General features: G+C 68.1%; 1 protein-coding gene (only partly in view). It reads left to right on the forward strand.

Going from position 1 to position 24556, the window contains the following annotated elements; translation table 11 throughout:
• Positions 1 to 24545 carry the 3' portion of a non-ribosomal peptide synthase/polyketide synthase gene (locus OG716_RS35155; protein ID WP_405134630.1) on the forward strand. 20395 nt of this gene lie to the left of the window's left edge, so only the last 24545 of its 44940 coding nucleotides appear in the window; its start codon lies off the left edge, out of view; it ends in the stop codon at positions 24543 to 24545.
• Positions 24546 to 24556 lie beyond the last annotated feature (11 nt).

Here is a 24556-nt window from a genome sequence, read left to right on the forward strand (position 1 = left end):
GCCTCATCGTGGCCGCACATCACCTCGTGGTCGACGGTGTCACCTGGCGAATCCTGGTGCCGGACTTCGTCACCGCCTGGGGTCAGCTCTCCGCCGGTCAGACTCCCGAACTGGTCGCCCCCGCGACCAGCATGCGCACCTGGGCGCACGCTCTCGAGCGTGCGGCGGCAACCCCGGAGCGGGTCGCCGAACTCGACTTCTGGCGAGGTGTCGTCGACGGTCCGGATCCGCTGCTCACCGAGCGGCCCTTGGACCCGGCGGTGGATGTCACCGCCGTGATCGAGGTGCACCGGGTCGAGGTCTCGGCCGAGGTCACCAAATCGCTGCTCACCACCGTGCCCGCGCTCTTCCACGGCGGCGTCAATGACGGTCTCCTGACCGCGCTGGCACTCGCTGTCGCGAAGTGGCGCTCGGACCGGGGGATTGCCGGGGAGAAGTCCGCCCTGGTCCGACTCGAAGGCCACGGGCGTGAGGAAGAGGTCGTGCCCGGCGCGGATCTCTCGCGCACCGTCGGCTGGTTCACCGCCATCTTCCCGGTCCGCTTCGATCTCTCGCAGCTCGATGTGAATGCCGCGCTCACCGGCGGACCTGCCATGGGTCACGCCATCAAGGCGGTCAAGGAGCAGTTGCTCGCGGTGCCGGACAAGGGCCTCGGCTACGGCCTGCTGCGCTATGTGAACCAGGCCACCGCCGATCAGCTGCCCAAGCAGCAGCCCGGCCAGGTCAGCTTCAACTATCTGGGCCGCGTGAACGAGGGCGATGTGCCCGAGGCGCTACGCGGTTTCGGCTGGATTCCCGCGGCGGACCTGGGCGATCTGGGCGGTGCGTACGACGCCGATATGCCCGCCATGGCGCCGATCGATATCAATGCCATCGTGACCGGCGACAGGCTGACCGCCAATATCGGTTACCCGAGCACCCTGCTCGACGCCGCCGCGGTCGCCGAATTCGGCGCACTGTGGACCACTGCGCTGGAAGCCGTTGCGCACCATGCCGAATCGGCCGAGGCGGGCGGGCACACCCCGTCCGACTTCGGGCTGGTGAATATCACCCAGGGTGATATCGACGGCTGGGAACAGCGTTTCGGCGGAGTTGACCAGGTGTGGCCGCTCTCGGCGCTGCAGTCCGGTTTGCTCTTCCACGCGCAGCTGGCCGCCACCTCGGTGGATGTGTACACCGCGCAGGCGGTGCTCACCCTCACCGGCCGGGTGGATGCCGATCGCCTGCGCGCCGCCGCGCAGGCGCTGCTGGAGCGGCACGAAATCCTGCGCACCGCATATGTTTCCGACGCCAATGGCGTTCCGGTGCAGCTGGTCCTCGACGGTATCCACGTGGCCTGGTCGCAGTACGACCGCACGCAGACGGGTGATGCGAGCTATATTCTCGAGGCCGATCGCGTCCAGCGGTTCGACCTGACCGAGCCGCCGCTCATTCGCTACACCCTGGTGCAGGTGGCCGCCGATCGCTGGCAGCTGGCCGTGGCCAATCATCACATCCTGCTCGACGGCTGGTCCATGCCGCTGCTCATGCAGGACCTGCTGGTGCTGTACGCGACGCACTCCGATACCAGCGTGCTGCCGCCGGTGCGCTCCTACCGCTACTTCCTGGAATGGGTTGCGCAGCAGGACCGTACGGCGTCGCTGGAGGCCTGGAAGACCTCGCTGCGCGGGGTCTCCGAGCCGACCCTGCTCACCCGACCGGACCCGAGCCACGAGATCACCGCACTGTCCGGCGAGTACTTCTTCGAGCTGGACGAGGCGGCGACCGCCCGCCTGACCGGCGTCGCCGCCGACCTCGGCGTCACGCCCAATACCGTGCTGCAGGTGGCGTGGGGCATTCTGCTCGGCCGCCTCACCGGTCGTGAGGACGTGCTGTTCGGCACCACGGTCTCCGGCCGCCCGGCCCAGCTGTCCGGCGTCGAATCCATGGTCGGCCTGTTCATCAATACCGTGCCGGTGCGGGTCGCCTTCGATCCGGCCGAATCGGCGCAGTCGCTGCTCACTCGCACCCAGGGCGAGCAGGCGGACCTGCTGGATCACCACTACATCGGCCTCGCCGACATCCAATCGGCCGCGCGCATCGGCGGACTCTTCGATACCCTGGTGGTGTTCGAGTCCTACCCGGTCGACGCCGACGGCATTCGGGCACAGGCCGCCGATATCGACGGCATGGGCGTCACCGACCTCGAGGCCGCCGACGCCACCCACTACCCGCTCACCCTCATCGCCCAGCTCGACAGCCGCCTGCGCATTCGCGCCGGCTACCTGCGCGACCTGTTCGACGAGCATTCGGTGCGGCACATCGCCGACCGCTTGGTGCGCGTGCTGACCGCCATCACCACCGAACCCGCTGCGGCAGTAGGCGATATCGAACTGCTCGAAGCCGCCGAGCGCGAGCTCGTGGTCACCGAGTGGAACGACACCGGCTATGACGTGGACACGGTGCTTGCCGTGCTCACCGACGGAACACTGATCGATGACGAGGTGGCCACCGCCGACGTCGTCGCGGGGAGTGGCTCTGCCGCCGTCGCGCCGCGCAGCGTGGTGCGGACCGTCTCGGGCGATGCGGCAGCCACGCTGGTCGCGCTGTTCGAGGCGCAGGCCGCGCGTACTCCCGACGCGACAGCTCTCACTTTCGAGGGGACACCCGAGCGCGGCGAGGCACGGGCAGAGCTGACCTACGGTGAGCTCGCCGAGCGGGTGCACCGGCTGGCGCGCTGGCTCATCGAACGCGGCGTGGGAGCCGAATCCTTTGTGGCGCTGGGTATGCGGCGTTCCATCGATCTGGTGGTCGGCATGTACGCCGTCGCCGCGGCCGGTGGCGCGTATGTGCCGCTGGACCCGGAGCACCCGGCCGAGCGCACCGAATACATTCTGGCCACCGCCGATCCGGTGACCGTGCTGACCTCGGGCGCGGATCTGCCCGTGGACACCGCGCAGGTTCGCATCGATCTGCTGGAGCTGTCCAGCTACTCGGCCGCGCCGATCTCCGACGCGGAACGCATTGCGCCGCTGCGGGAATCGAATACCGCGTACGTCATCTTCACCTCGGGTTCGACCGGTCGCCCCAAGGGTGTGGCCGTACCGCATTCGGCGATCGTGAATCGCCTGGTGTGGATGCAGTCCGAGTACGGGCTGACCACCGAAGACATCGTGCTGCAGAAGACTCCGGCCACCTTCGACGTGTCGGTGTGGGAGTTCTTCTGGCCCTTGCAGATCGGCGCGAAGCTGGTCGTCGCCAAGCCCGACGGTCACCGCGATCCGGCCTACCTGGCGGAACTCATTGCCCGCGAGGGTGTGACGGTCACGCACTTCGTGCCGTCCATGCTCGCGGTCTTCGTCGCCGAAGCCGCGGCCGTGCAGTGCACCAGCCTGCGCATGGTCTTCGCCTCCGGTGAAGCGCTCTCGCCCAAGCCCTCCCATCGCCTGCGCGAGATCACCGGCGCCGAGCTGCACAACCTGTACGGCCCGACCGAGGCCGCCGTCGACGTCACGTACCACCATGTGACCGCCCTCGACGTCGATACGGTGCCGATCGGCCGCCCGGTCTTCAATACCCAGGTCTACGTGCTGGATTCGCGCCTGCGCCCGGTTCCGGTGGGTGTCGCGGGTGAGCTCTACCTCGCGGGCGATCAGCTGGCCACCGGCTATGTGTCCCGGGTGGATCTGACCTCGGATCGCTTCGTGGCCAACCCGTTCGGCGCGTCCGAGCGCATGTACCGCACCGGCGACCTCGTCGTCTGGAATGCCGGCGGCGAGATCGAATACCTCGGCCGCACCGACTTCCAGGTGAAGCTGCGCGGTCTGCGCATCGAGCTCGGTGAGATCGAAGCCGAGCTCACCGCACTGGGTTCGGTCGCGCAGTCGGTGGTCGTGGTGCGCGGTGATCAGCACACCGGCGATCAGCTCGTCGCGTATGTCGTCGCCGCCCCCGGTCGCACCGTGGAGATCGAGTCCGCGCGGGCCGAGCTCGCCGAGCGGCTGCCCGCGTACATGGTCCCGTCGGTGGTCATGGTGCTCGACGAGTTCCCGCTCAATGCCTCCGGCAAGCTGGACCGCCGCGCCCTGCCCGCTCCGGTCTTCGAGGCCGCGGTCTTCCGCGCCCCGACCACCCCGATCGAGCAGATCGTGGCGGGCATCTTCGCCGAGGTTCTCGGCCTGGACCAGGTCGGCCTGGACGATGACTTCTTCGCGCTCGGCGGCAATTCGCTCATCGCCACCCAGGTGGCGGCACGCCTGTCCGTCGCGCTGGACACCCAGCTGGGTGTGCGCGAGATCTTCGAGGCCTCCAGCGTCGCCGCACTGGCGGCGCGCGGTGAATCGCACTCCGGTGCGGGTGCGCGTCAGGCCCTGACCGCACAGGAGCGCCCCGACCGGCTCCCGCTGTCGCTGGCACAGCAGCGCATGTGGTTCCTCAACCGGTTCGATCCCGAATCGGCTGTGGACAATATCCCCGCGGCCGTGCGGCTTTCGGGTCTGGTGGATCGCCAGGCCCTGCAGATCGCCGTCGCCGATGTGCTGGCGCGCCACGAATCACTGCGCACCCGCTACCCGGAGGTCGGCGGGACCGCGTACCAGGAGATCGTCCCCACCGGCCAGGTCATCCCCGATCTGACCCCGGTGGACGTCACCGAAGCCGAACTGCCGCAGGCCCTTTCGGAGCTGGTGCGGACCGGCTTCGACGTCACCGTCGATGTGCCGTTCCGGGCCCGCCTGTTCGAGGTCAGCCCCACCGAGCATGTTCTCGCGCTGGTGGTGCACCACATCTCCGCCGACGGGTTCTCCATGGGCCCGCTCACCCGGGATGTCATGACCGCCTACGGCGCTCGGGTCGAGGGCGGCGAACCCGCCTGGCGGCCACTGGAAGTGCAGTACGCCGACTACGCACTGTGGCAGCGCGCGGTCCTCGGCGACGAGGCCGATGCGGAATCGGTGATCGCACAGCAGATCTCGTACTGGGACCGGACGCTGCGCGGGCTGCCGGATCAGCTGGAGCTGCCGTCCGACCGGCCGCGCCCGGCGGTCGCCTCCGGCCGCGGTGGCACACACGTCTTCACCATCGACGCCGAGGTGCACGGCAAGCTGCTGGAGCTGGCCCGCCGTCGCGGCGCCACACTGTTCATGGTGGCGCACGCGGCACTCGCCACCCTGCTCGCGCGCCTGTCCGGGGAATCGGATATCGCGATCGGCACCCCGGTGGCCGGTCGTGGTGAGCGCGCGCTCGACGACCTCATCGGCATGTTCGTCAATACCCTCGTGCTGCGCACCCCGATCGACAGCGGCGCGGGCTTCAACGCACTGCTGGAATCGGTGCGCGCCACCGATATCGCGGCCTTCGGTCACTCCGACCTGCCGTTCGAGCGTCTGGTGGAGATCCTCAATCCGGCCCGTTCGCAGGCCCGGCATCCGCTGTTCCAGGTCATGCTGTCGTTCCAGAACACCGGCCCGGCCGAACTGGAGCTGCCCGGCCTGACCGTCAGCGGCGTCGATCTGCCGCTCGACACCGCCAAGTTCGATCTGCAACTGGTGCTCACCGAACAGAACGCCGCACACAATGTGTCCGGCAACGGGTTCGGCGGCACTCCGTCCGGCATCACCGCCGAACTCATCTACGCCACCGACCTGTTCGACAACGCGACCATGGCGCGTTTCGCCAAGCGCTTCGGCCGCTTGCTGGAAGCCATAACGGCACAGCCGGATCGCGCGGTCGGCGATATCGACCTGCTCGACAATGCCGAGCGGTCCCTGGTCACCTCCACCTGGAACCGCACCGGTTTCCGAGTCGGCGACGTGCTCGCCGACCGGGCCGACGCCATTCAGTCGGAAGATGCCGATAAGGCCCGTGGCGACATAATGCGAGTCGCCTGGACCGGCGATGCCGCGAATACGCTGGTCGCGCTGTTCGAGGCGCAGGCCGCGCGTACTCCGGACGCCACCGCTCTCTCGTTCGAGGGGACACCCGAGCGCGGCGAGGCACGAGCAGAGCTCTCGTACGGCGAGTTCGCCGGGCGCGTACACCAGTTGGCGCGCAAGCTGATCGAAGCCGGAGTCGGCCCGGACAGCCTGGTGGCACTGGGCATTCGCCGGTCGCTGGACCTGGTGATCGCCATGTACGCGGTGCTGGAGGCCGGTGGCGCGTACGTGCCGCTGGATCCGGATCAGCCTGCTGATCGTATTGCGTATGTGCTCGATACCGCCGATCCGGTGTGCGTGCTGACCACCGAGCGCGACGGGTTCACCCACGAGGGTGTCTCGGTGCTCGCGGTGGATGCGCTCGAGCTGTCGGCGTACTCGGATGCGCCGCTGACGGATGCGGATCGTCGTGCGCCGCTGCGGTCGTCGAATATCGCGTACGTCATCTTCACGTCGGGTTCGACCGGTCGCCCGAAGGGTGTGGCCGTCACTCACCAAGCCATCGTCAACCGCTTGGTGTGGATGCAGTCCGAGTACGGGCTGACCGCCGAAGATGTGGTGCTGCAGAAGACTCCGGCCACGTTCGATGTGTCCGTCTGGGAGTTCTTCTGGCCCTTGCAGATCGGCGCGCGCCTGGTTGTGGCCAAGCCCGACGGCCATGGTGACCCGGTGTACCTGGCGGAGGTCATTGCCGCGGAGGGTGTCACGACCACGCACTTCGTGCCGTCGATGCTTGCCGTGTTCGTGGCCGAGCCGACTGCGGCCCAGTGCACGAGCCTGCGTCTGGTGTTCGCTTCCGGTGAAGCGTTGCCGGCGACCACCGCGCAGCAGTTGCGTGCGGTGACCGGTGCGGCGCTGCACAATCTGTACGGTCCGACCGAGGCCGCGGTCGATGTGACCTATCACCAGGTTGTGGATGCTGATATCGAGACGGTGCCGATCGGTCGTCCGGTCTTCAATACCCAGGTCTACGTGTTGGATTCGCGTCTGCACCCGGTGGCGCCGGGTATGGCGGGTGAGCTGTACCTCGCGGGTGTGCAGTTGGCGCGTGGTTATGTGGCGCGGGCGGATCTGAGTTCGGATCGGTTTGTGGCGAACCCGTTCACGCCGGGTGAGCGGATGTATCGCACCGGTGACCTGGTGGTGTGGACCGCCGGCGGTGAGCTGGAGTACTTGGGGCGCACCGATTTCCAGGTGAAGTTGCGTGGTCTGCGGATCGAGCTGGGCGAGATCGAGTCGGCGCTGACCGTGCATGGTTCGGTCGCGCAGGCGGTTGTTGTCTTGCGTTCGGACGCTCGCACCGGTGATCAGCTGGTCGGCTATGTGGTCCCGTCTGTTGCCTCGGTGGATGTGGACGCCTTGCGTGCGCACCTGTCGGAGCAGCTGCCGTCGTACATGGTTCCGGCGGCGTTCGTGACCATGGATGCGTTCCCGCTCAATGCGAATGGCAAGCTCGACCGTCGTGCGCTACCTGAGCCGGAGTTCGCTGCTCGCGAGTTCCGTGCTCCGGCCACTCATGCCGAGGAGATCGTCGCCGCGGTCTTCTCCGAGGTGCTCGGTCTCGAGCAGTCCGTCGGTGCGGAGGACGACTTCTTCGAGCTGGGCGGCAACTCGCTCATCGCGACTCAGGTTGTCGCTCGACTCGGTGCTGCTCTCGACACTCGTGTGCCTGTGCGTATGTTGTTCGATGCCCCGACCGTGGCGGCTTTGGCGGCCCGTGTGCAGGCGCAGGCGGGCACCGGCAGTCGCCGTGAACTGGTGGCGCAGGAGCGTCCGGACGAGGTTCCGCTGTCGTTGGCGCAGCAGCGTATGTGGTTCCTGAACCGTTTCGACACGGCTTCGGCTGTGAACAACATCCCGCTCGCGGTCCGCCTCACCGGCGACCTCGACGTGGATGCGCTGCTGGACGCCGTCGGCGATGTGCTGGAGCGGCACGAGGTGCTGCGCACCGTCTACCCGGAGAACATCGAAGGCCGTGGCGTGCAGGTCATCCTGCCCGCCGACCAGGTTCGCCTCGACACCCTGCTGCGTAGCGATGCGACCACCGCGGAGGAGACCGGCAACGCCGAATCGGGCGAGGCCGAGGGCGCTTCGGCCCTCCCGGCCGTCGCGGGTAACGGCCTCGCTTCCATCGCGGTCACCGAATCCGAACTGCGCGAACGCATTGCCGAACTGGTGCTCACCGGCTTCGACGTCACCGTCGCGCCCCCGGTGCGCGCCGGACTGTTCCAGGTCGAAGACGCCCAGCAGCCCGCGCACGTCCTGGTTTTCGTGGTGCACCACATCTCCGGTGACGGCTGGTCGGTGCGTCCGCTGGCCCGCGACGTCATGCTCGCCTACGCCTCCCGCGCGAACGGTGCCGTGCCGCAGTGGACTCCGCTGCCGGTGCAGTACGCCGACTTCGCACTGTGGCAGCGCGAGACCCTGGGTTCGGAAGAGGATTCCGCCTCGCTGATCTCCCAGCAGGTCGGCTACTGGTCGGATGCGCTGGCCGGTCTGCCGGACCAGATCGACCTGCCGTCGGATCGCCCGCGCCCCGCCGTGGCCTCCAACCGCGGTGGCGTGCACGAGTTCTCGGTCGACGCCGAACTGCTGAACGGACTGGACAACCTCGCCCGTGAGCACGGCGCGAGCCTGTTCATGGTGGTGCACGCGGCCTTCGCGGCACTGCTGGCCCGCCTGTCCGGCGGCGACGATATCGCCATCGGTACCGCGGTCGCCGGCCGTGGTGAGGCCGCGCTCGACGATGCCATCGGCATGTTCGTCAACACCCTGGTGCTGCGGACGCCGATCGAGTCGGGGGAGAAGTTCACCGAACTGCTCGCCCGTACCAAGGACACCGACCTGTCGGCCTTCGGCCATGCCGATCTGCCGTTCGAGCGCCTGGTGGAGATTCTCAACCCGGCCCGCTCGCAGGCCCGGCATCCGCTGTTCCAGGTCATGCTGTCGTTCCAGAACACCGGCGAAGCCAGCTTCACGCTGCCGGGTCTGGAAGTGGCGGGCGTGCCCCTGGACGTGGTCACCGCCAAGTTCGACCTGCACCTCAACCTGACCGAGCGGCTCGGCGCGGACGGCGTCATCGACGGTATGACCGCCGAATTCGCCTACGCCACCGATATTTTCGACGCCTCCACCATTGCCGCCTTCGCGGCTCGCCTGGTGCGCACGCTGAGCGCCGTGGTCGCGGAGCCGAGCACGCTGGTCGGCGATATCGAGGTGCTCGACGATGCCGAGCGCCGCAAGGTGCTGCGGTCCTGGAACGCCACCGAATACGACGTGACCCGGGTGGCCCTGGCCGGTCGCAAGTCCGACGCCGACGTCACCCTGGCGTCCATGTTCGCCGCCCAGGCGGCGCAGACACCCAAGGCCACCGCCGTGGTGTTCGAGGGGACAGCCCTCTCCTACGGTGAGTTCGCCGCCCGGGTGAATCAGCTGGCGCGGCACCTGATCGCCGAGGGTGTCGGACCGGATTCGTTTGTCGCCCTGGGCATGCGCCGTTCGCTCGATCTGGTGATCGGCATGTACGCCGTCATCGCCGCCGGTGGCGCGTACGTACCGCTGGATCCGGATCATCCGGAGGAGCGCAACGGGTATGTGCTCGGCACCGCCCAGCCGGTGTGCGTGCTCACCACCACCCGCGACGGTTTCGAATCCGGTACGCGCACACTGCGTATCGACGAGATCGACCTGTCGGAGTACTCGGACGCACCGATCACCGACGCGGATCGCACTGCGCCGCTGCGGGAATCGCATACCGCGTACGTGATCTTCACCTCCGGCTCGACCGGGCGCCCGAAGGGGGTGGCGGTCACCCATGCCGCCATCGTCAACCGCCTGGTCTGGATGCAGACCGAGTACGGGCTGTTCGACGACGATGTGATCCTGCAGAAGACCCCGGCGACGTTCGACGTCTCGGTCTGGGAGTTCTTCTGGCCCTTGCAGGTCGGTGCGCAGCTGGTCGTCGCCAAGCCGGACGGCCACCGCGATCCGGCCTACCTGGCCGATCTCATCGCCGAGTACGACGTCACGACAGCGCACTTCGTGCCGTCCATGCTGTCGGTTTTCGTCGCTGCTCTCGACGCGGCCGCAGAACCCCCACACCCCGCCGGAGCGGAGCGTAGGCAGAAAATACAGCACCCCGCCGGAGCGGAGCGTAGGCAGAAAATACAGCTGCGCCAGGTGTTCGCCTCCGGTGAGGCGCTGCCCGCCCCCACCGCGCAGAAGCTGCGCGAGCTGACCGGCGCGCAACTGCACAACCTGTACGGCCCGACCGAAGCCGCCGTCGACGTCACCTATCACGAGGTGACGGCGGCCGACACCGTCTCGGTGCCGATCGGCCGCCCGGTCTTCAATACCCGTGTCTACGTGCTGGATGCGCGCCTGCACCCGGTCGCGCCGGGTGTCGCGGGTGAGCTGTACCTCGCGGGCGTCCAGCTGGCGCGCGGCTATGTCGCACGTCCGGAACTGACCGCCGACCGCTTCGTCGCCGATCCGTTCCACCACGCCACGCGCATGTACCGCACCGGTGACCTGGTGAAGTGGACCGGTGCGGGCGAGCTGGAATACCTGGGCCGCACCGACTTCCAGGTGAAGCTGCGCGGTCTGCGCATCGAGCTCGGCGAGATCGAAGCCGCCCTCACCGCCGTCGACTCCATTGCCCAGTCGGTGGTCGTGGTGCGCAGCGACGATCGTCTCGGCGATCAGCTCGTCGCCTATGTCATCGCCGCCGCGGGTCTGGCGGTGGACGTGGAGGGCGTGCGCGCCGAACTCGGCGATGCCCTGCCCGGCTATATGGTGCCGAACGCCTTCGTGGTGCTGGAGGCCTTCCCGCTCAATGCCTCCGGCAAGCTCGATCGCAAGAAGCTGCCCGCGCCGGTCTTCGAGGCCAAGGTCTTCCGGGCCCCGTCCACCCCGATCGAAGAGATCGTGGCCGGCACCTTCTCCGATGTGCTCGGCGTCGGCCGCGTCGGTGTCGACGACGACTTCTTCGAGCTCGGCGGCAACTCGCTCATCGCCACCCAGGTGACCGCGCGCCTCGGCGCGGCCCTGGACATCCAGCTGGCCGTGCGCGATCTGTTCGAAGCCTCCACGGTGGCGGCGCTGGCCGCCCGGGTGGAGCGGGCCGCCGGTTCCGGCCGGGCCCGTCCGCGCCTGGTCGCCGGTGAGCGTCCGGACAATCTGCCGCTCTCCCCGGCGCAGCAGCGCTACTGGTTCCTGAACCAGTTCGACACCAGTACCTCAGCGGTGGACAACATTCCGCTCGCGGTGCGGCTCATCGGTGCGCTCGATCTCACCGCCATGAAGCTGGCCATCGGCGATGTGATCAACCGGCACGAGGTGCTGCGCACCGTCTACCCGCGTTCGGCCGACGGCCCGCACCAGGTCATCCTGCCCGCGACGCAGACCGATCTGTCGCTGATTCCCGAGGCGGTCGCCGAGGGCGATCTGCTGGGCAAGGTCATCGAATTCGCCATGACCACCTTCGACGTCACCGTCGAGGTGCCGCTCGCGGTGAAGCTGTTCCGCATCAGCGACAGCGATACCGAAGAGCATGTGCTGGCCTTCACCATCCATCACGTCTCCGCCGACGGTTCCTCCATGGGCCCGATGGCGCGCGATGTCATGGCCGCCTATGTGGCGCGCGCCAATGGCGAAGCCCCGCAGTGGGCTCCGCTGCCGGTGCAGTACGGCGACTACGCGCTGTGGCAGCGCACGGTGCTGGGTTCGGAAGAGGATCCGGAATCGCTTGCCGCACAGCAGGTCGGCTACTGGACCCGGGCGCTCGCCGAACTGCCCGATCAGCTGGAACTGCCGACCGATCGGCCGCGCCCGCCCGCGCAGTCGTTCCACGGCAAGGCGCTGCGCTTCGATATCGACGCCGGACGGCACGCCAGGCTGCACGAGTTGGCGCGCGCCAATAACGCGTCGCTGTTCATGGTGGTGCACGCGGCGCTGGCGGTACTGCTCTCGCGCCTGTCCGGCAGTGACGATATTGCCGTCGGCACCCCGATCGCGGGCCGTGGTGAGCGCGAACTCGACGATCTCATCGGCATGTTCGTGAACACGCTGGTGTTCCGCACCCGCATCGATCGCGCGGTGACCTTCGCCGATGTGCTCGCCGAGGTGCGCGAACGCGATCTGGAAGCCTTCGCCAATGGTGAGGTGCCGTTCGAGCGCCTGGTCGAGGTGCTCAACCCGGTGCGCTCCAATGCGCGCAATCCGCTGTTCCAGGTGGGTCTTTCGTTCCAGAACCTGGCCGAGACCGCCTTCGAACTGCCGGGCCTGCACGTCAGCGCGGTGCAGTTCGAATCGCAGCTGGCCAAGACCGATCTGCATGTGACGCTCTACGACCGGTACACCGATGACGGTGCGCCGGCCGAGATCCTCACCGAATTCGGTTATGCCACCGACCTGTTCGACGAATCCACCGTGCGCGGATTCGCCGACCGGTTCCTGCGGGTGCTCGATGCCGTCCTCGAGGACGCCACCGCCACGGTCGGCGAGATCGATATTCTCGACGCCGCGGAGAACGACCGAATCCTGCTGCAGTGGAACAACACCGCACAGGATGTCGCCGAGGTGTTCCCGGACGGCGCGACCGCCACCCTGGTCACGCTGCTCGACGCCGCCGTCGCCGCCGACCCGAAGGCCGTCGCCCTGGTGGCGGACACCGCCGACGGGGTCGAAACGCTGACCTACCGTGAGCTCGACGTGCGGGTCAACCGCCTGGCCCGCGAGCTCATCGCCCGCGGCATCGGCGCGGAAGACCGTGTGGGCCTTGCCATCCGGCGCTCCGCGGACCTGGTCGTCGCCATGTACGCCATTGCCAAGTCCGGTGCGGCGTATGTGCCGATCGATCCGGATCAGCCGGCCGACCGCACCAACTACATTCTCGACATCGCCGCGCCCGCCTGCGTGCTCACCACCAGCCGTGACGGGTTCGCCATCGCTGCCGAGGGTGACGACGCCGCCGGTATCGGCGCGATCGAGGTGCTGGCTATCGACGAGCTCGATCTGTCGGGTCACTCCGATAAGCCGATCACCGCCGCCGAGCGGGTGCGGGAGCTGACGGCCGCCAATACGGCGTACATCATCTTCACGTCCGGTTCTACCGGTCGACCGAAGGGTGTGGCGCTGCCGCACGGCGCCGTGGTCAACCAGTTGCTGTGGAAGACCACCGAATTCGGCCTCGATCCGGCCGATGCGGTGCTGCTCAAGACCGCCGCGACCTTCGACCTCTCGGTGTGGGAATTCTGGTCCGCCGCCGCCTGCGGTGGCCGCCTGGTCATCGCGCAGCCGCACGGGCATCGGGATCCGGCGTACCTGAACGAGCTCATCGCCCGGGAATGGGTGACCACGCTGCATGTGGTGCCGTCCATGCTGGACGCACTGCTGGCCGACGGCCTGCCGGATTCGCTGTGGCGCATTCTCGCCATCGGTGAGGCGTTGCCCGGCCCGCTGGCACAGCGGGTCCGTGCCGAGCGGCCGCGTACCGAGCTGTTCAACCTGTACGGCCCGACCGAGGCCGCGGTCTCGATCACCAGCCACCGGGTGACCGATGCCGACGAGATGTCGGTATCCATCGGTTCGCCCGAGTGGAACAGCCAGGTGTACGTACTGGATTCGCGCCTGCGGCCGGTGCCGGTGGGCGTGTCCGGTGAGCTCTACCTGGCCGGTGCGCAGCTGGCGCGCGGTTACTACGGCCGCGCCGATCTGACCTCGGATCGGTTCGTGGCGAACCCGTTCGGTACCGGCGGTGCTCGTATGTACCGCACCGGTGACCTGGTGGCCTGGAATGCGGCCGGTGAGCTGGAGTACCGGGGCCGCACCGACTTCCAGGTGAAGATCCGCGGCTTCCGCATCGAGCTCGGCGATATCGAATCGGCGCTGCTGCGCCAGTCGGCCATCGCCTCCGCTGCCGTTGTCGCACACCAGGATCCGGCGCTCGGTGACCGCCTCGTCGCCTACGTCGTCGCCGCTGTGCCCAATGCGGCGTCCGCGGGTCCCTCCATGGCTACGCAGGCTGCCGCCTCCGGGCCCGTCGCTCCCGCCGGCGGCGAAATCGACAAGCAGGCAATGCAATCCGCGCTGTCGGCGGAGCTGCCGTCGTACATGGTGCCGTCGGTCTTCATGCAGATCGACGCGCTGCCGCTGAACGCCAATGGCAAGCTCGATCGGAAGGCGCTGCCCGCGCCCAGCTTCGAGAAGGCGGTCTTCCGCGCACCCGTCACCCCGATCGAGCAGATCGTGGCCGGCGTGTTCGCGGACGTGCTGCACATCGAGGGTGGTCGCATCGGTCTCGATGACGACTTCTTCGCCTGGGGCGGTAACTCACTGCTGGCCACCCAGGTCGCGGCCCGCCTCGGCGAGGCGCTCAACACCCGGGTGCCGGTGCGCCTGATGTTCGAGGCGACCACCGTCTCCGCCCTGGCGGCGCGGGTGGAGCACGATGCCGGTGCGGGCGGCCGCAAGGCGCTCACCGCCGGGCCGCGCCCCGACAGCATTCCGCTGTCGCTGGCGCAGCAGCGCATGTGGTTCCTCAACCGCTTCGACAATCAGTCGGCGGCCTACAACGTGCCGGTGGCGGTGCGCCTGTCCGGCGCCCTCGACGTGGACGCGCTGCGCGCCGCGATTGTGGATGTTGTTGCCCGCCACGAGATTCTGCGGACTGTGTACCCGCAGACCGAGACCGGTCCGGTGCAGGTCATCCTGTCGGCCGCACAGGCCGTGCCCGAGCTCGAGGTGCGCACCGTCGGCGCCGACGAGGTCGCCGCCGCCGTGGTGGCCTTGACCTCCACGGTCTTCGACGTCACCACCGAGGTGCCGCTGAAGGTGGCGCTGTTCCGCATCGGCGATGACGAATCCACCGAGTACGTTCTGGCCCTGGCGATTCACCACATCTCCGGTGACGGCTCCTCGGTCGGCCCGCTGACCCGCGATCTGATGATGGCCTACGCCGCCCGCTCCATCGGGCAGCGTCCGGGCTGGTCCAAGCTCGCGGTGCAGTACGCCGACTACTCCATCTGGCAGCGCGATCTGCTGGGCAGCGAGGACGATCCGGAATCGCTGTCGACCAAGCAGGTCGCCTACTGGAAGTCGGCGCTGGCCGAGCTGCCGGATCAGCTGGATCTGCCGTCCGATCGTCCGCGCCCGGCGGTGCAGTCCTTCGCCGGCGGCAAGGTCGAACTGCGCATCGATGCTGAAATGCACCGTGCGCTGGTCGATCTGGCCCGGGCCGAGGGTGCGACGCTGTTCATGGTCGTGCACACCGCGCTCGCGGTACTGCTGGCCCGCCTGTCCGGCACCGCCGACATCGCCATCGGCACCCCGATGGCCGGTCGCGGTGAGGCCGTGCTCGACGACCTCATCGGCATGTTCGTCAATACCCTGGTGTTCCGCACCCGGGTCGACACCGATGCCGCGTTCACCCAGCTGCTGGCCCGCCAGCGTGAGACCGACATCCAGGCGTTCGCGAATGCCGACGTGCCGTTCGAGCGTCTGGTCGAGGTGCTCAATCCGGTGCGTTCCACGGCGCGGCATCCGCTGTTCCAGGTGGGTCTGTCGTTCCAGAACCTGGCGCAGTCCACTCTCGAACTGCCGGGGCTGACCGTCTCGGGTCTGGATATCGATACGCAGATCTCGCAGTTCGATCTGCATCTGATCGCCACCGACCGGTACGAAGAGGCGGGCACACCGGTGGGTATCACCGGTCTGTTCACCTACGCCACCGATCTGTTCGATCACGCGACCGTGCAGGGCTTCGTCGATCGTTTCGTGCGACTGCTCGGTGCGATCACCGCCGCACCGCATACGGCGGTGGGCGATATCGAGCTGCTGGCCGCGGCCGAGCGCACCGATCTGCTGAGCGCTCGCAATGCGACTGTGCACGAGACGGATTCGGCCGCGACCCTGGTATCGCTGCTGAACGCCACCGTGTCGGCCATTCCGACCGCGGTCGCGCTGATCGGGCCCGATGGTGAAGTTCTCACCTATGCCGAGCTCGGCAACCGGGTGAATCGTCTTGCCCGGCATCTGATCTCGATCGGTGTCGGCCCGGAGTCGCGGGTCGCGCTGGCGCTGCGGCGTTCGGTCGATCTGGTTGTCGCGATGTACGCGGTGTCGGTTGCCGGTGGTGCGTATGTGCCGGTGGATCCGGATCAGCCTGCCGAGCGCACGGATTACATTCTCGAGACCGCCGCCCCGGTGTGTGTGCTCACCAATGCCGAGGCCCGCTTCAGTACCGAGGCCGCGCCGCTGGTGCGCCTCGATCAGCTGCAGCTGGAATCGGTTGCGGTCCACGCGATTACCGATGCCGAGCGGGTTTCGCCGTTGCTGCCGTCGCATACCGCGTACATCATCTTCACGTCCGGTTCGACGGGTCGTCCGAAGGGTGTGGCGCTGCCGCATGCTGCGGTGGCGAATCAGTTGCAGTGGAAGACCGCTGAATTCGGTCTCGGTGTCGATGACGCGGTGCTACTCAAGACCGCAGCGACCTTCGACCTTTCGGTCTGGGAGTTCTGGTCGGCCGTTGTCTGCGGTGGTCGCCTGGTCATCGCTTCGGCGGATGGTCATCGTGATCCGGCGTACTTGAACGAGTTGATGGCTCGTGAGCTGGTCACCACGTTGCATGTGGTGCCGTCGATGTTGGACGCGCTGCTGACCGAATCCGGTGGCGTGCTGACGAGTTCGTTGCGGCGGGTGCTGGCTATCGGTGAGGCGTTGCCCGCGACGGTCGCGCAGCGCTTCCGTAAGGCCAATGCGTCCGCGCAGCTGTTCAATCTGTACGGCCCGACCGAGGCGGCGGTGTCCATCACCTCGCACTTGGTGACCGATGCCGATCAGGGTTCGGTGTCCATCGGTCTGCCCGAGTGGAACAGCCAGGTCTACGTGCTCGATTCGCGCCTGCACCCGGTTGCCGCCGGTGTTTCGGGTGAGCTGTATCTGGCGGGTGCGCAGTTGGCGCGCGGTTACTTCGGTCGTGCGGATCTGACTGCGGATCGCTTCGTGGCCAACCCGTTCGGCAATGGTGAGCGTATGTATCGCACCGGTGACCTTGTCGCTTGGGCGGCGAATGGTGAGCTCGAATATCGGGGTCGCACGGACTTCCAGGTGAAGATCCGGGGTTTCCGTATCGAGCTCGGTGAGATCGAAGCGGCGCTGTTGGCCATGCCGGAGATCGCGCAGGTCGCGGTGCTGGCCAAGTCCGATCAGCGCACCGGTGACCGCCTGGTCGCCTACCTGGTGCCGTCCGATCTCGCCGCGAGCGTGGAAGTGACACAGGCGAAGTCGGTCCTGTCGGCGGCGCTGCCGTCGTACATGGTGCCGTCGGCGTTCGTGGTGCTCGATGCACTGCCGCTGAACGTCAACGGCAAGCTGGATCGCAAGGCGCTGCCGGAACCCGAGTTCGAGACCCAGGCCTTCCGCGCGCCGTCCACCCCGATCGAAGAGATCGTGGCGGGCGTGTTCACCGAGGTGCTCGGCGCCGAACGGGTCGGTGCGGACGACGATTTCTTCGCCCTCGGCGGAAACTCGCTGCTGGCAACGCAGGTCGCCGCTCGCCTCGGCGCGGCGCTGGACAGCCGGGTTCCGGTCCGGACCCTGTTCGAGGCCTCCACGGTCGCCGGATTGGCCATCAAGCTGGAACTGCACGCCGGTTCCGGTGATCGCCGTCCGCTGGTCGCGCAGGAGCGCCCGGCCTCGGTGCCGCTGTCGCTGGCACAGCAGCGCATGTGGTTCCTCAACCAGTTCGACATCACCTCGGCGGCCTACAACATTCCGGTCGCCGTCCGCCTCACCGGCGAACTGGATACGGATGCGCTGCAGCAGGCCGTCGCCGATGTGATCGGCCGCCACGAGACGCTGCGGACCATCTACCCGCAGGCAGACGGCGCCGCCACCCAGGTGATCGTGACCGCCGCACAGGCGATTCCGGATCTGACGCCGATCACGGTGACCGCTGAATCGGTGCGTGACCGGATCGCCGAGCTCATCTCCACCGGCTTCGATGTGACGGCGGAGGTGCCGTTGCGCGCCAAGCTGTTCCGCGTCGAGACACCCGCTGTCGCGGAGTCGCTCGGTGCGCACGAGGCCGCGTTCCTGGACGTGGCGGACGCCTTCGAGGCCGCCACCCTGCGGGCCGTCGGCGCACATGCGGCCGTCGCCCTGGGCATGGTCCGGACTCCGGTCCCGGCCGAGCCGGTCATCGAGCACGTCCTGGTGTTCGTGGCGCACCACATCAGCGCGGACGGCTGGTCCATGGGCCCGCTCACCCGCGATGTGATGATCGCCTACGCGGCGCGCGCCAATGGCGTCACGCCGGGCTGGGCGCCGATGCCGGTGCAGTACGCCGACTACTCGATCTGGCAGCGGGCGGTGCTCGGTTCCGAACAGGATCCCGAGAGCCTCATCTCCGCGCAGGCCGACTACTGGCGCACCGCGCTGGCGGATCTGCCCGATGAGCTCAATCTGCCGTCCGACCGTCCGCGGCCGAACGCGCAGTCCTTCCGCGGCGGCAAGGTGCACTTCCCCATCGGGGCCGGACTGCATCGCGGCCTGCAGAGCATTGCCCGCGAACAGGGCGCGACCATGTTCATGGTGGTGCACGCCGCGCTGGCGGTATTCCTCTCGCGCCTGTCGGGCACCGAGGACATCGCCATCGGCACCCCGATCGCGGGTCGCGGCGAGGCCGAACTCGACAATGTGATCGGCATGTTCGTCAATACCCTGGTGCTGCGCACCGAGGTGGACGCGGACCTGACCTTCGCGCAGCTGCTGGCGCGCGCCAAGGATGCGGATCTGCAGGCCTTCGCACACGCGGATATTCCGTTCGAGCGGCTTGTCGAGGTCATCAATCCGGAGCGCTCGACCGCGCGCCACCCGCTGTTCCAGGTGGTGCTGTCGTTCGAGAACCTGCCGGACAGCACCTTCGAGCTGCCCGGATTGCGGGTCGCCGCCGTCGATTTCGAGAACGAGACGGCCAAATTCGATCTGTCGCTGACGATTACCGAGGCGGGCGCGGCCGGCGAGGGCATGTACGCCGAATTCGCCTTCGCCCGTGACCTGTTCGACGACGCCACCGTCGAACGCTTCGCACAGCGCTTCACCAGGCTGCTGGAGCAGATCACCGCGCGGCCGCAGCTGCCGGTCGGCGATCTGCAACTGCTGTCGGCCGCCGAGCGCGCGGATCTGCTGTCGCGCAATGGCGGACCGGCCGTGCAGCCGCTGACCCTGCCCGAGATCATGGGCAATGCGGTGGCCGCCAACCCGGTCGGCGAGGCCGTGGTCTTCGACGGTCAGGTGCTCGGTTACGCCGAACTCGACGCGGCCTCCTCCCGCCTGGCGCGCATGCTCATCGAGCGGGGCGCCGGACCGGATGTGCGGGTGGCCGTGGCCATTCCGCGCTCGTTCGAATCGGTGCTCGCGGTGTGGGCCGTGGCCAAGTCGGGTGCGGCGTTCGTACCGGTCGATCCGGCCTACCCGGCCGATCGCATTGCGCACATGATCTCCGATTCCGGTGCGGTACTGGGTCTTACGCTCAGCGACGAGCTGGCGGCGCTGCCGCCGGTGGTCAGCCTGGCCGGGTGGATCTCGCTCGACGACCCGCTGGTCATCGCGGAGATCGAATCGCATTCGCCCGGGGCGGTCACCGATGCCGAGCGGTGGGCCCCGATCCGGCCCGCGCATGCGGCGTACGTCATCTACACCTCGGGTTCGACGGGTCTGCCCAAGGGCGTTGTCGTGACCCATGCGGGTCTGGCCAACTTCAGCCGCGAACAGGTCGAGCGCTATCGCCTCGACTCCACCTCGCGCGCACTGGCATTCGCGTCGCCGTCCTTCGACGCCTCGGTGCTCGAGCTGCTGCTGGCGCTCGGCGCGGGCGGCACGCTGGTGGTGGTCCCGCCGGGTACCTACGGTGGCGACGAGCTGGGTGAACTGATCGCCCGCGAGCGGGTCACGGTCGGCCTCATCACGCCGTCGGTGCTGGCCTCGCTGGAGCCCTCGCAGCTGGCGAGCATGGAGGTCATCATCGCCGGTGGCGAGGCCGTCTCGGCGGACCTCGTCGCCAAGTGGTCGGTGAATCCGGCCGGGCCGCGGCGCTTCCACAATGCCTACGGTCCGACCGAGGCCACCATCGCCACCAATATCAGTGCGGCGCTGGCGCCCGGGGACACCGTTGTCATCGGTGGTCCGGTGCGCGGTATGCGGGCCATGGTGCTGGACGCACGCCTGCACCCGGTGTCCGAGGGTGTCGCGGGTGAGCTGTACGTGGCCGGTCTGCAGCTGGCGCGGGGCTACCACGCCCGGCCGGGTCTGACCTCGGAGCGGTTTGTCGCCGATCCGTACGGTGAGCCGGGTCAGCGTCTGTACCGCACCGGTGACGTGGTGCGCTGGCGTCGCGACGCCAAGGGCAGCGCCGTGGTGGAGTACGTGGGCCGCAATGACTTCCAGGTCAAGGTGCGCGGTTTCCGTATCGAACTGGGCGAGATCGACGCGGCGCTCATGTCGCACGAGAGTGTGGACTTCGCGGTCACGGTCGGGCACAAGACCGATATCGGCACCACCATGCTGGCGGCCTATGTGCGGCCGGTCGACGGTGCGGTCATCGATATCGCGGCGCTGACCGAGCATGCCGCGGCGCGGTTGCCGGAATACATGGTGCCGACCGCCATTACGGTGCTGGACCAGATTCCGCTGACCCCGGCGGGCAAGCTGGACCGGCGCGCACTGCCGGAACCGGTGCTCGCACCGCGCGAATTCCGGGCTCCGGTCAGCGATATCGAGGCCCTGATCGCCGAGGTGTTCGCCGAGGTCCTGGGTGTGGATCAGGTCGGCGCGGACGATTCGTTCTTCGCGCTCGGCGGCGACTCCATTCTCTCGATCCAGCTGGTGTCGCGGGCCAAGGCACGCGGCATCCTGTTCACACCTCGTGAGGTCTTCGAGAAGCGCAGTGTGGCCGGACTGGCCGAAGTCGCTGTGCTGGGCGGGGACAACGAGCAGGAGCGACTGGCGGAACTGCCCGGCGGCGGGGTCGGCGATATTCCGCTGACGCCGATCATGACGGCGATTCTGTCGAGCGGCTCTACCTACCAGCGGTTCTCGCAGTCCATGGCGCTGCGCCTGCCCGACGGCATCGATCGCAAGCTGCTGGTCGGCACGCTCGCGGCGGTCTTCGACCACCACGATATGCTGCGGTCGCGCCTGCGCGGCAGTGAGAGCGCCGGTTGGGAATTCGAGGCGTTGCCGCGCGGTGGCGTCGATGTGGATGCGCTGGTGCACCGCGTCGAGGTCGCCGCCGATATCGCCGATGCCGAGCTGTCCAAGGTGGCCAGTGCCGAGCTCGATGCGGCCCTGGGCCGTCTCGACCCGGCGCAGGCCTCCATGATGCAGTTCGTCTGGTTCGCGTTCGGCGCGGGCCGGCCGGATGTGCTGCTCGTCGCCGCGCACCACTTCGTGGTCGACGGCGTCTCCTGGCGCATTCTGATTCCGGACCTCGCGGTGGCGTGGTCGCAGCTGGCGTTCGATCAGCCGGTCGCGCTGCCCGCCAACGGCACCTCCATGCGGCGCTGGGCGCACGCCCTCGTCGATGCGGCCGTCGCGCCGGAACGTGTTGCGGAACTGTCGTTCTGGCAGGGCGTGGTGGAGACCGCGGATCCGCTGCTGGGGGCTCGCGAGTTCGATGCGGCGGTGGATACCTTCGCCACCGTCGAACGCGTCGAGGTCACCGTGCCCGCCGCGGTCACCGATGCGGTGCTCACCTCGATTCCGGGCCGGTACCGGGGTGGCGTCAATGACGGTCTGCTGTCGGCGCTGGCCATGGCGGTCGCGCGCTGGCGTGGCAACGGCAATGATGCCGCGCTGATCAAGCTCGAGGGTCACGGCCGTGAAGAGGAAGTTGTCGCGGGCGCGGATCTTTCGCGCACCGTCGGCTGGTTCACCAGTGCCTATCCGGTGCGGTTGGATCTGGCCGGGGCCGATCTCGATGACGCCTTCGCGGGTGGAAATGCCCTGGGCGACATTGTGAAATCGGTGAAGGAGCAGCTGCTCGCCGTGCCCGATAAGGGCCTCGGCTACGGTCTGCTGCGCTATCTGAACCCGGAGACGGCGCCGCAGCTGCGCAGTGTCGGCCAGATCAGCTTCAACTACCTGGGTCGCGTATCCACCGGTGAAGTGCCCGAACAGCTTTCGGAGCTGGGCTGGGTGCCGGTGGCCGACCTCGGGCAGCTGGACGCGGAGATGGATCTGGACATGCCCGCCAATGCCACCCTCGATATCAATGCCATCGTCACCGACGGCGAGGACGGCCCGCAGCTGGGCGCGGCCTTCGCCTTCCCGACCGGACTGCTGACCCGCGAGCGGGTGCAGGAGTTCGCCGATCTGTTCGTGGCGGCGCTGACGGCGCTGGCCGAGCATGCCAGGCGGCCCGACGCCGGTGGCTTCACACCGTCGGATATGGCGCTGGTCAAGGTGACTCAGAGCGATATCGAAGGCTGGGAGCGGACCTATCCGGCCATGACCGAGGTGTGGCCGCTCTCGCCGCTGCAGTCCGGTCTGCTGTTCCAGGCCATGATGTCGCAGAGCCGGCAGGCCGTGGACGTCTACACCATGCAGGCGGTCCTGGATCTGAACGGTGTTGTCGATACCGAGCGGCTGCACGCGGCCGCACAGGCCATCGTCGACCGGTACCCGAGCCTGCGGACGGCGTTCGTCACCGATGCCGCGGGTCAGGCGCATCAGGTCGTGATGGATCGGGTCGAGGCGCCGTGGCGGATTGTCGATCTCACCGATATGCCGGAGGCGGAACGCGTTTCGCGGATGCGGGAGCTGATCGACGCCGATCGCGCCGAGCACTTCGATCTGGCGGCCGCGCCGCTCATGCGGTTCACGCTGTTCCGCACCGCGGATGATCAGTGGAACCTTGTGATCACCACCCACCACATTCTGGTGGACGGCTGGTCCATGCCGCTGCTCATGCGCGATCTGCTGGTGCTGTACGCGGTGCGCGGGGATCTGTCCGCGCTGCCGCGGGTGGCGTCCTACCGGAACTACCTGGCCTGGCTGGCCGGGCGGGATCGTCAGGAATCGTTGCGGGCGTGGACCCGTGCGCTCACCGGTGTGTCCGAGCCGACCCAGCTCGCACCCGCTGGCCGTGCCGACGAGCAGTACGAGATCGGGCGGCACGTCCTCGAGGTCGATGCCGAACGCACCCGTCAGCTCAGCAAGCGGGCCGCGGAACTCAGCGTCACCGTCAATACGCTGGTGCAGACGGCGTGGGCCATTCTCATCGGACGCCTCACCGGGCGTGGCGATGTGGTGTTCGGCGCCACCGTCTCCGGACGTCCGGCCGATCTGGCGGGCGTGGAATCCATGGTGGGTCTGTTCATCAATACGGTGCCCGTGCGGATTCGCATCGATGATCGCCTCACCCTCGGCGGCATGCTGGAGCGGGTGCAGGTCGAGCAGGCGGATCTGCTGGATCACCACTACATCGGGTTGACCGAGATTCAGCAATTGGCCGGTGCCGGAGCGGAATTCGACACTCTCGTGGTGTTCGAGTCCTATCCGGTGGACAAGGACGCGATCGCCGCGGCCAGCTCCATCGACGGTATGTCGGTGAACGGTGTCGGCATGAACGACGACACCCACTACCCGATGACGCTGGTGGTCATGGCCAGCGAGACCATCGAGATCTCCATGCGGTATCTCGATACTCGCTTCACCGCCGACGAGGTCGAAACCCTTGCGGCGCGGTTGAACCGGGTGCTGGACTCGCTGCTGGGCGAGCCTTCGGCGCTGGTCGGTGACATCGATATCCTCGATGAGACCGAGCGCGCTCGCATCCTCGCCGAAAGTGCGGTCGCCGCACCGGATTCCGCGGTGGAACCGGCTCGGGTCGGTGCGCGCACCGTGGCCAATGTGCTGGCCGAAGTGGTGGAAGAGGATCCGCAGGCCCCCGCTCTCCTGCGGGACGGCCAGGAGACCGCGTACCACGTCCTCGACCGCCGCTCGTCCCAGCTGGCGCGACTGCTCATCGACCGCGGGGCGGGCCCCGGTGACATTGTCGCCGTCGCGCTGCCGCGCTCGGTCGATGCGGTGGTCGCGGTGTGGGCCATCCAGAAGTCCGGCGCCGCAGCGCTGTTCGCCGACGGCATGTCCTTCGGCGATATCCTCGCGGCGGGCGCCAACTTCGGCATAGCCAAGGAACCGGCGGCCAGTTCGGTCCGCTGGCTGGTCCCCTCCGACCCCAAGGTCCAAGCCGATCTGATCGCTCGCCCCGCGCACCCGGTCACCTACACCGACCGGGTCCGCCCCCTCGCCGAATCCGATCCGGCCTTCGTCTACCGCGCCCCCACCGGCGCCTGGGCCACCCTCACCCAGACCGAAGCCCTCGACCGCGCCACCGCCCTGCGCGCCGATCACGAAATCGACTACGAATCGACGACGTTCACCACCGCGACAGCGGGCCTGCCCGCCGTAGACGAATTCCTCACCTCCGCCACCGCCGGCGCCCTCTCGGTCCTCCCGACCGAGGACCTCGCCACCGACCTCGACGAGGGTGAAGTAACCCACTGGTTCACCACCGCCGCCGACCGGACGGATGAGGCACCCGAAGAAGTCCGCATCATCCCCGACTAGCCGCAACCCGC

It is taken from the genome of Nocardia sp. NBC_01388, assembly GCF_045040085.1.
Taxonomy (GTDB): domain Bacteria; phylum Actinomycetota; class Actinomycetes; order Mycobacteriales; family Mycobacteriaceae; genus Nocardia.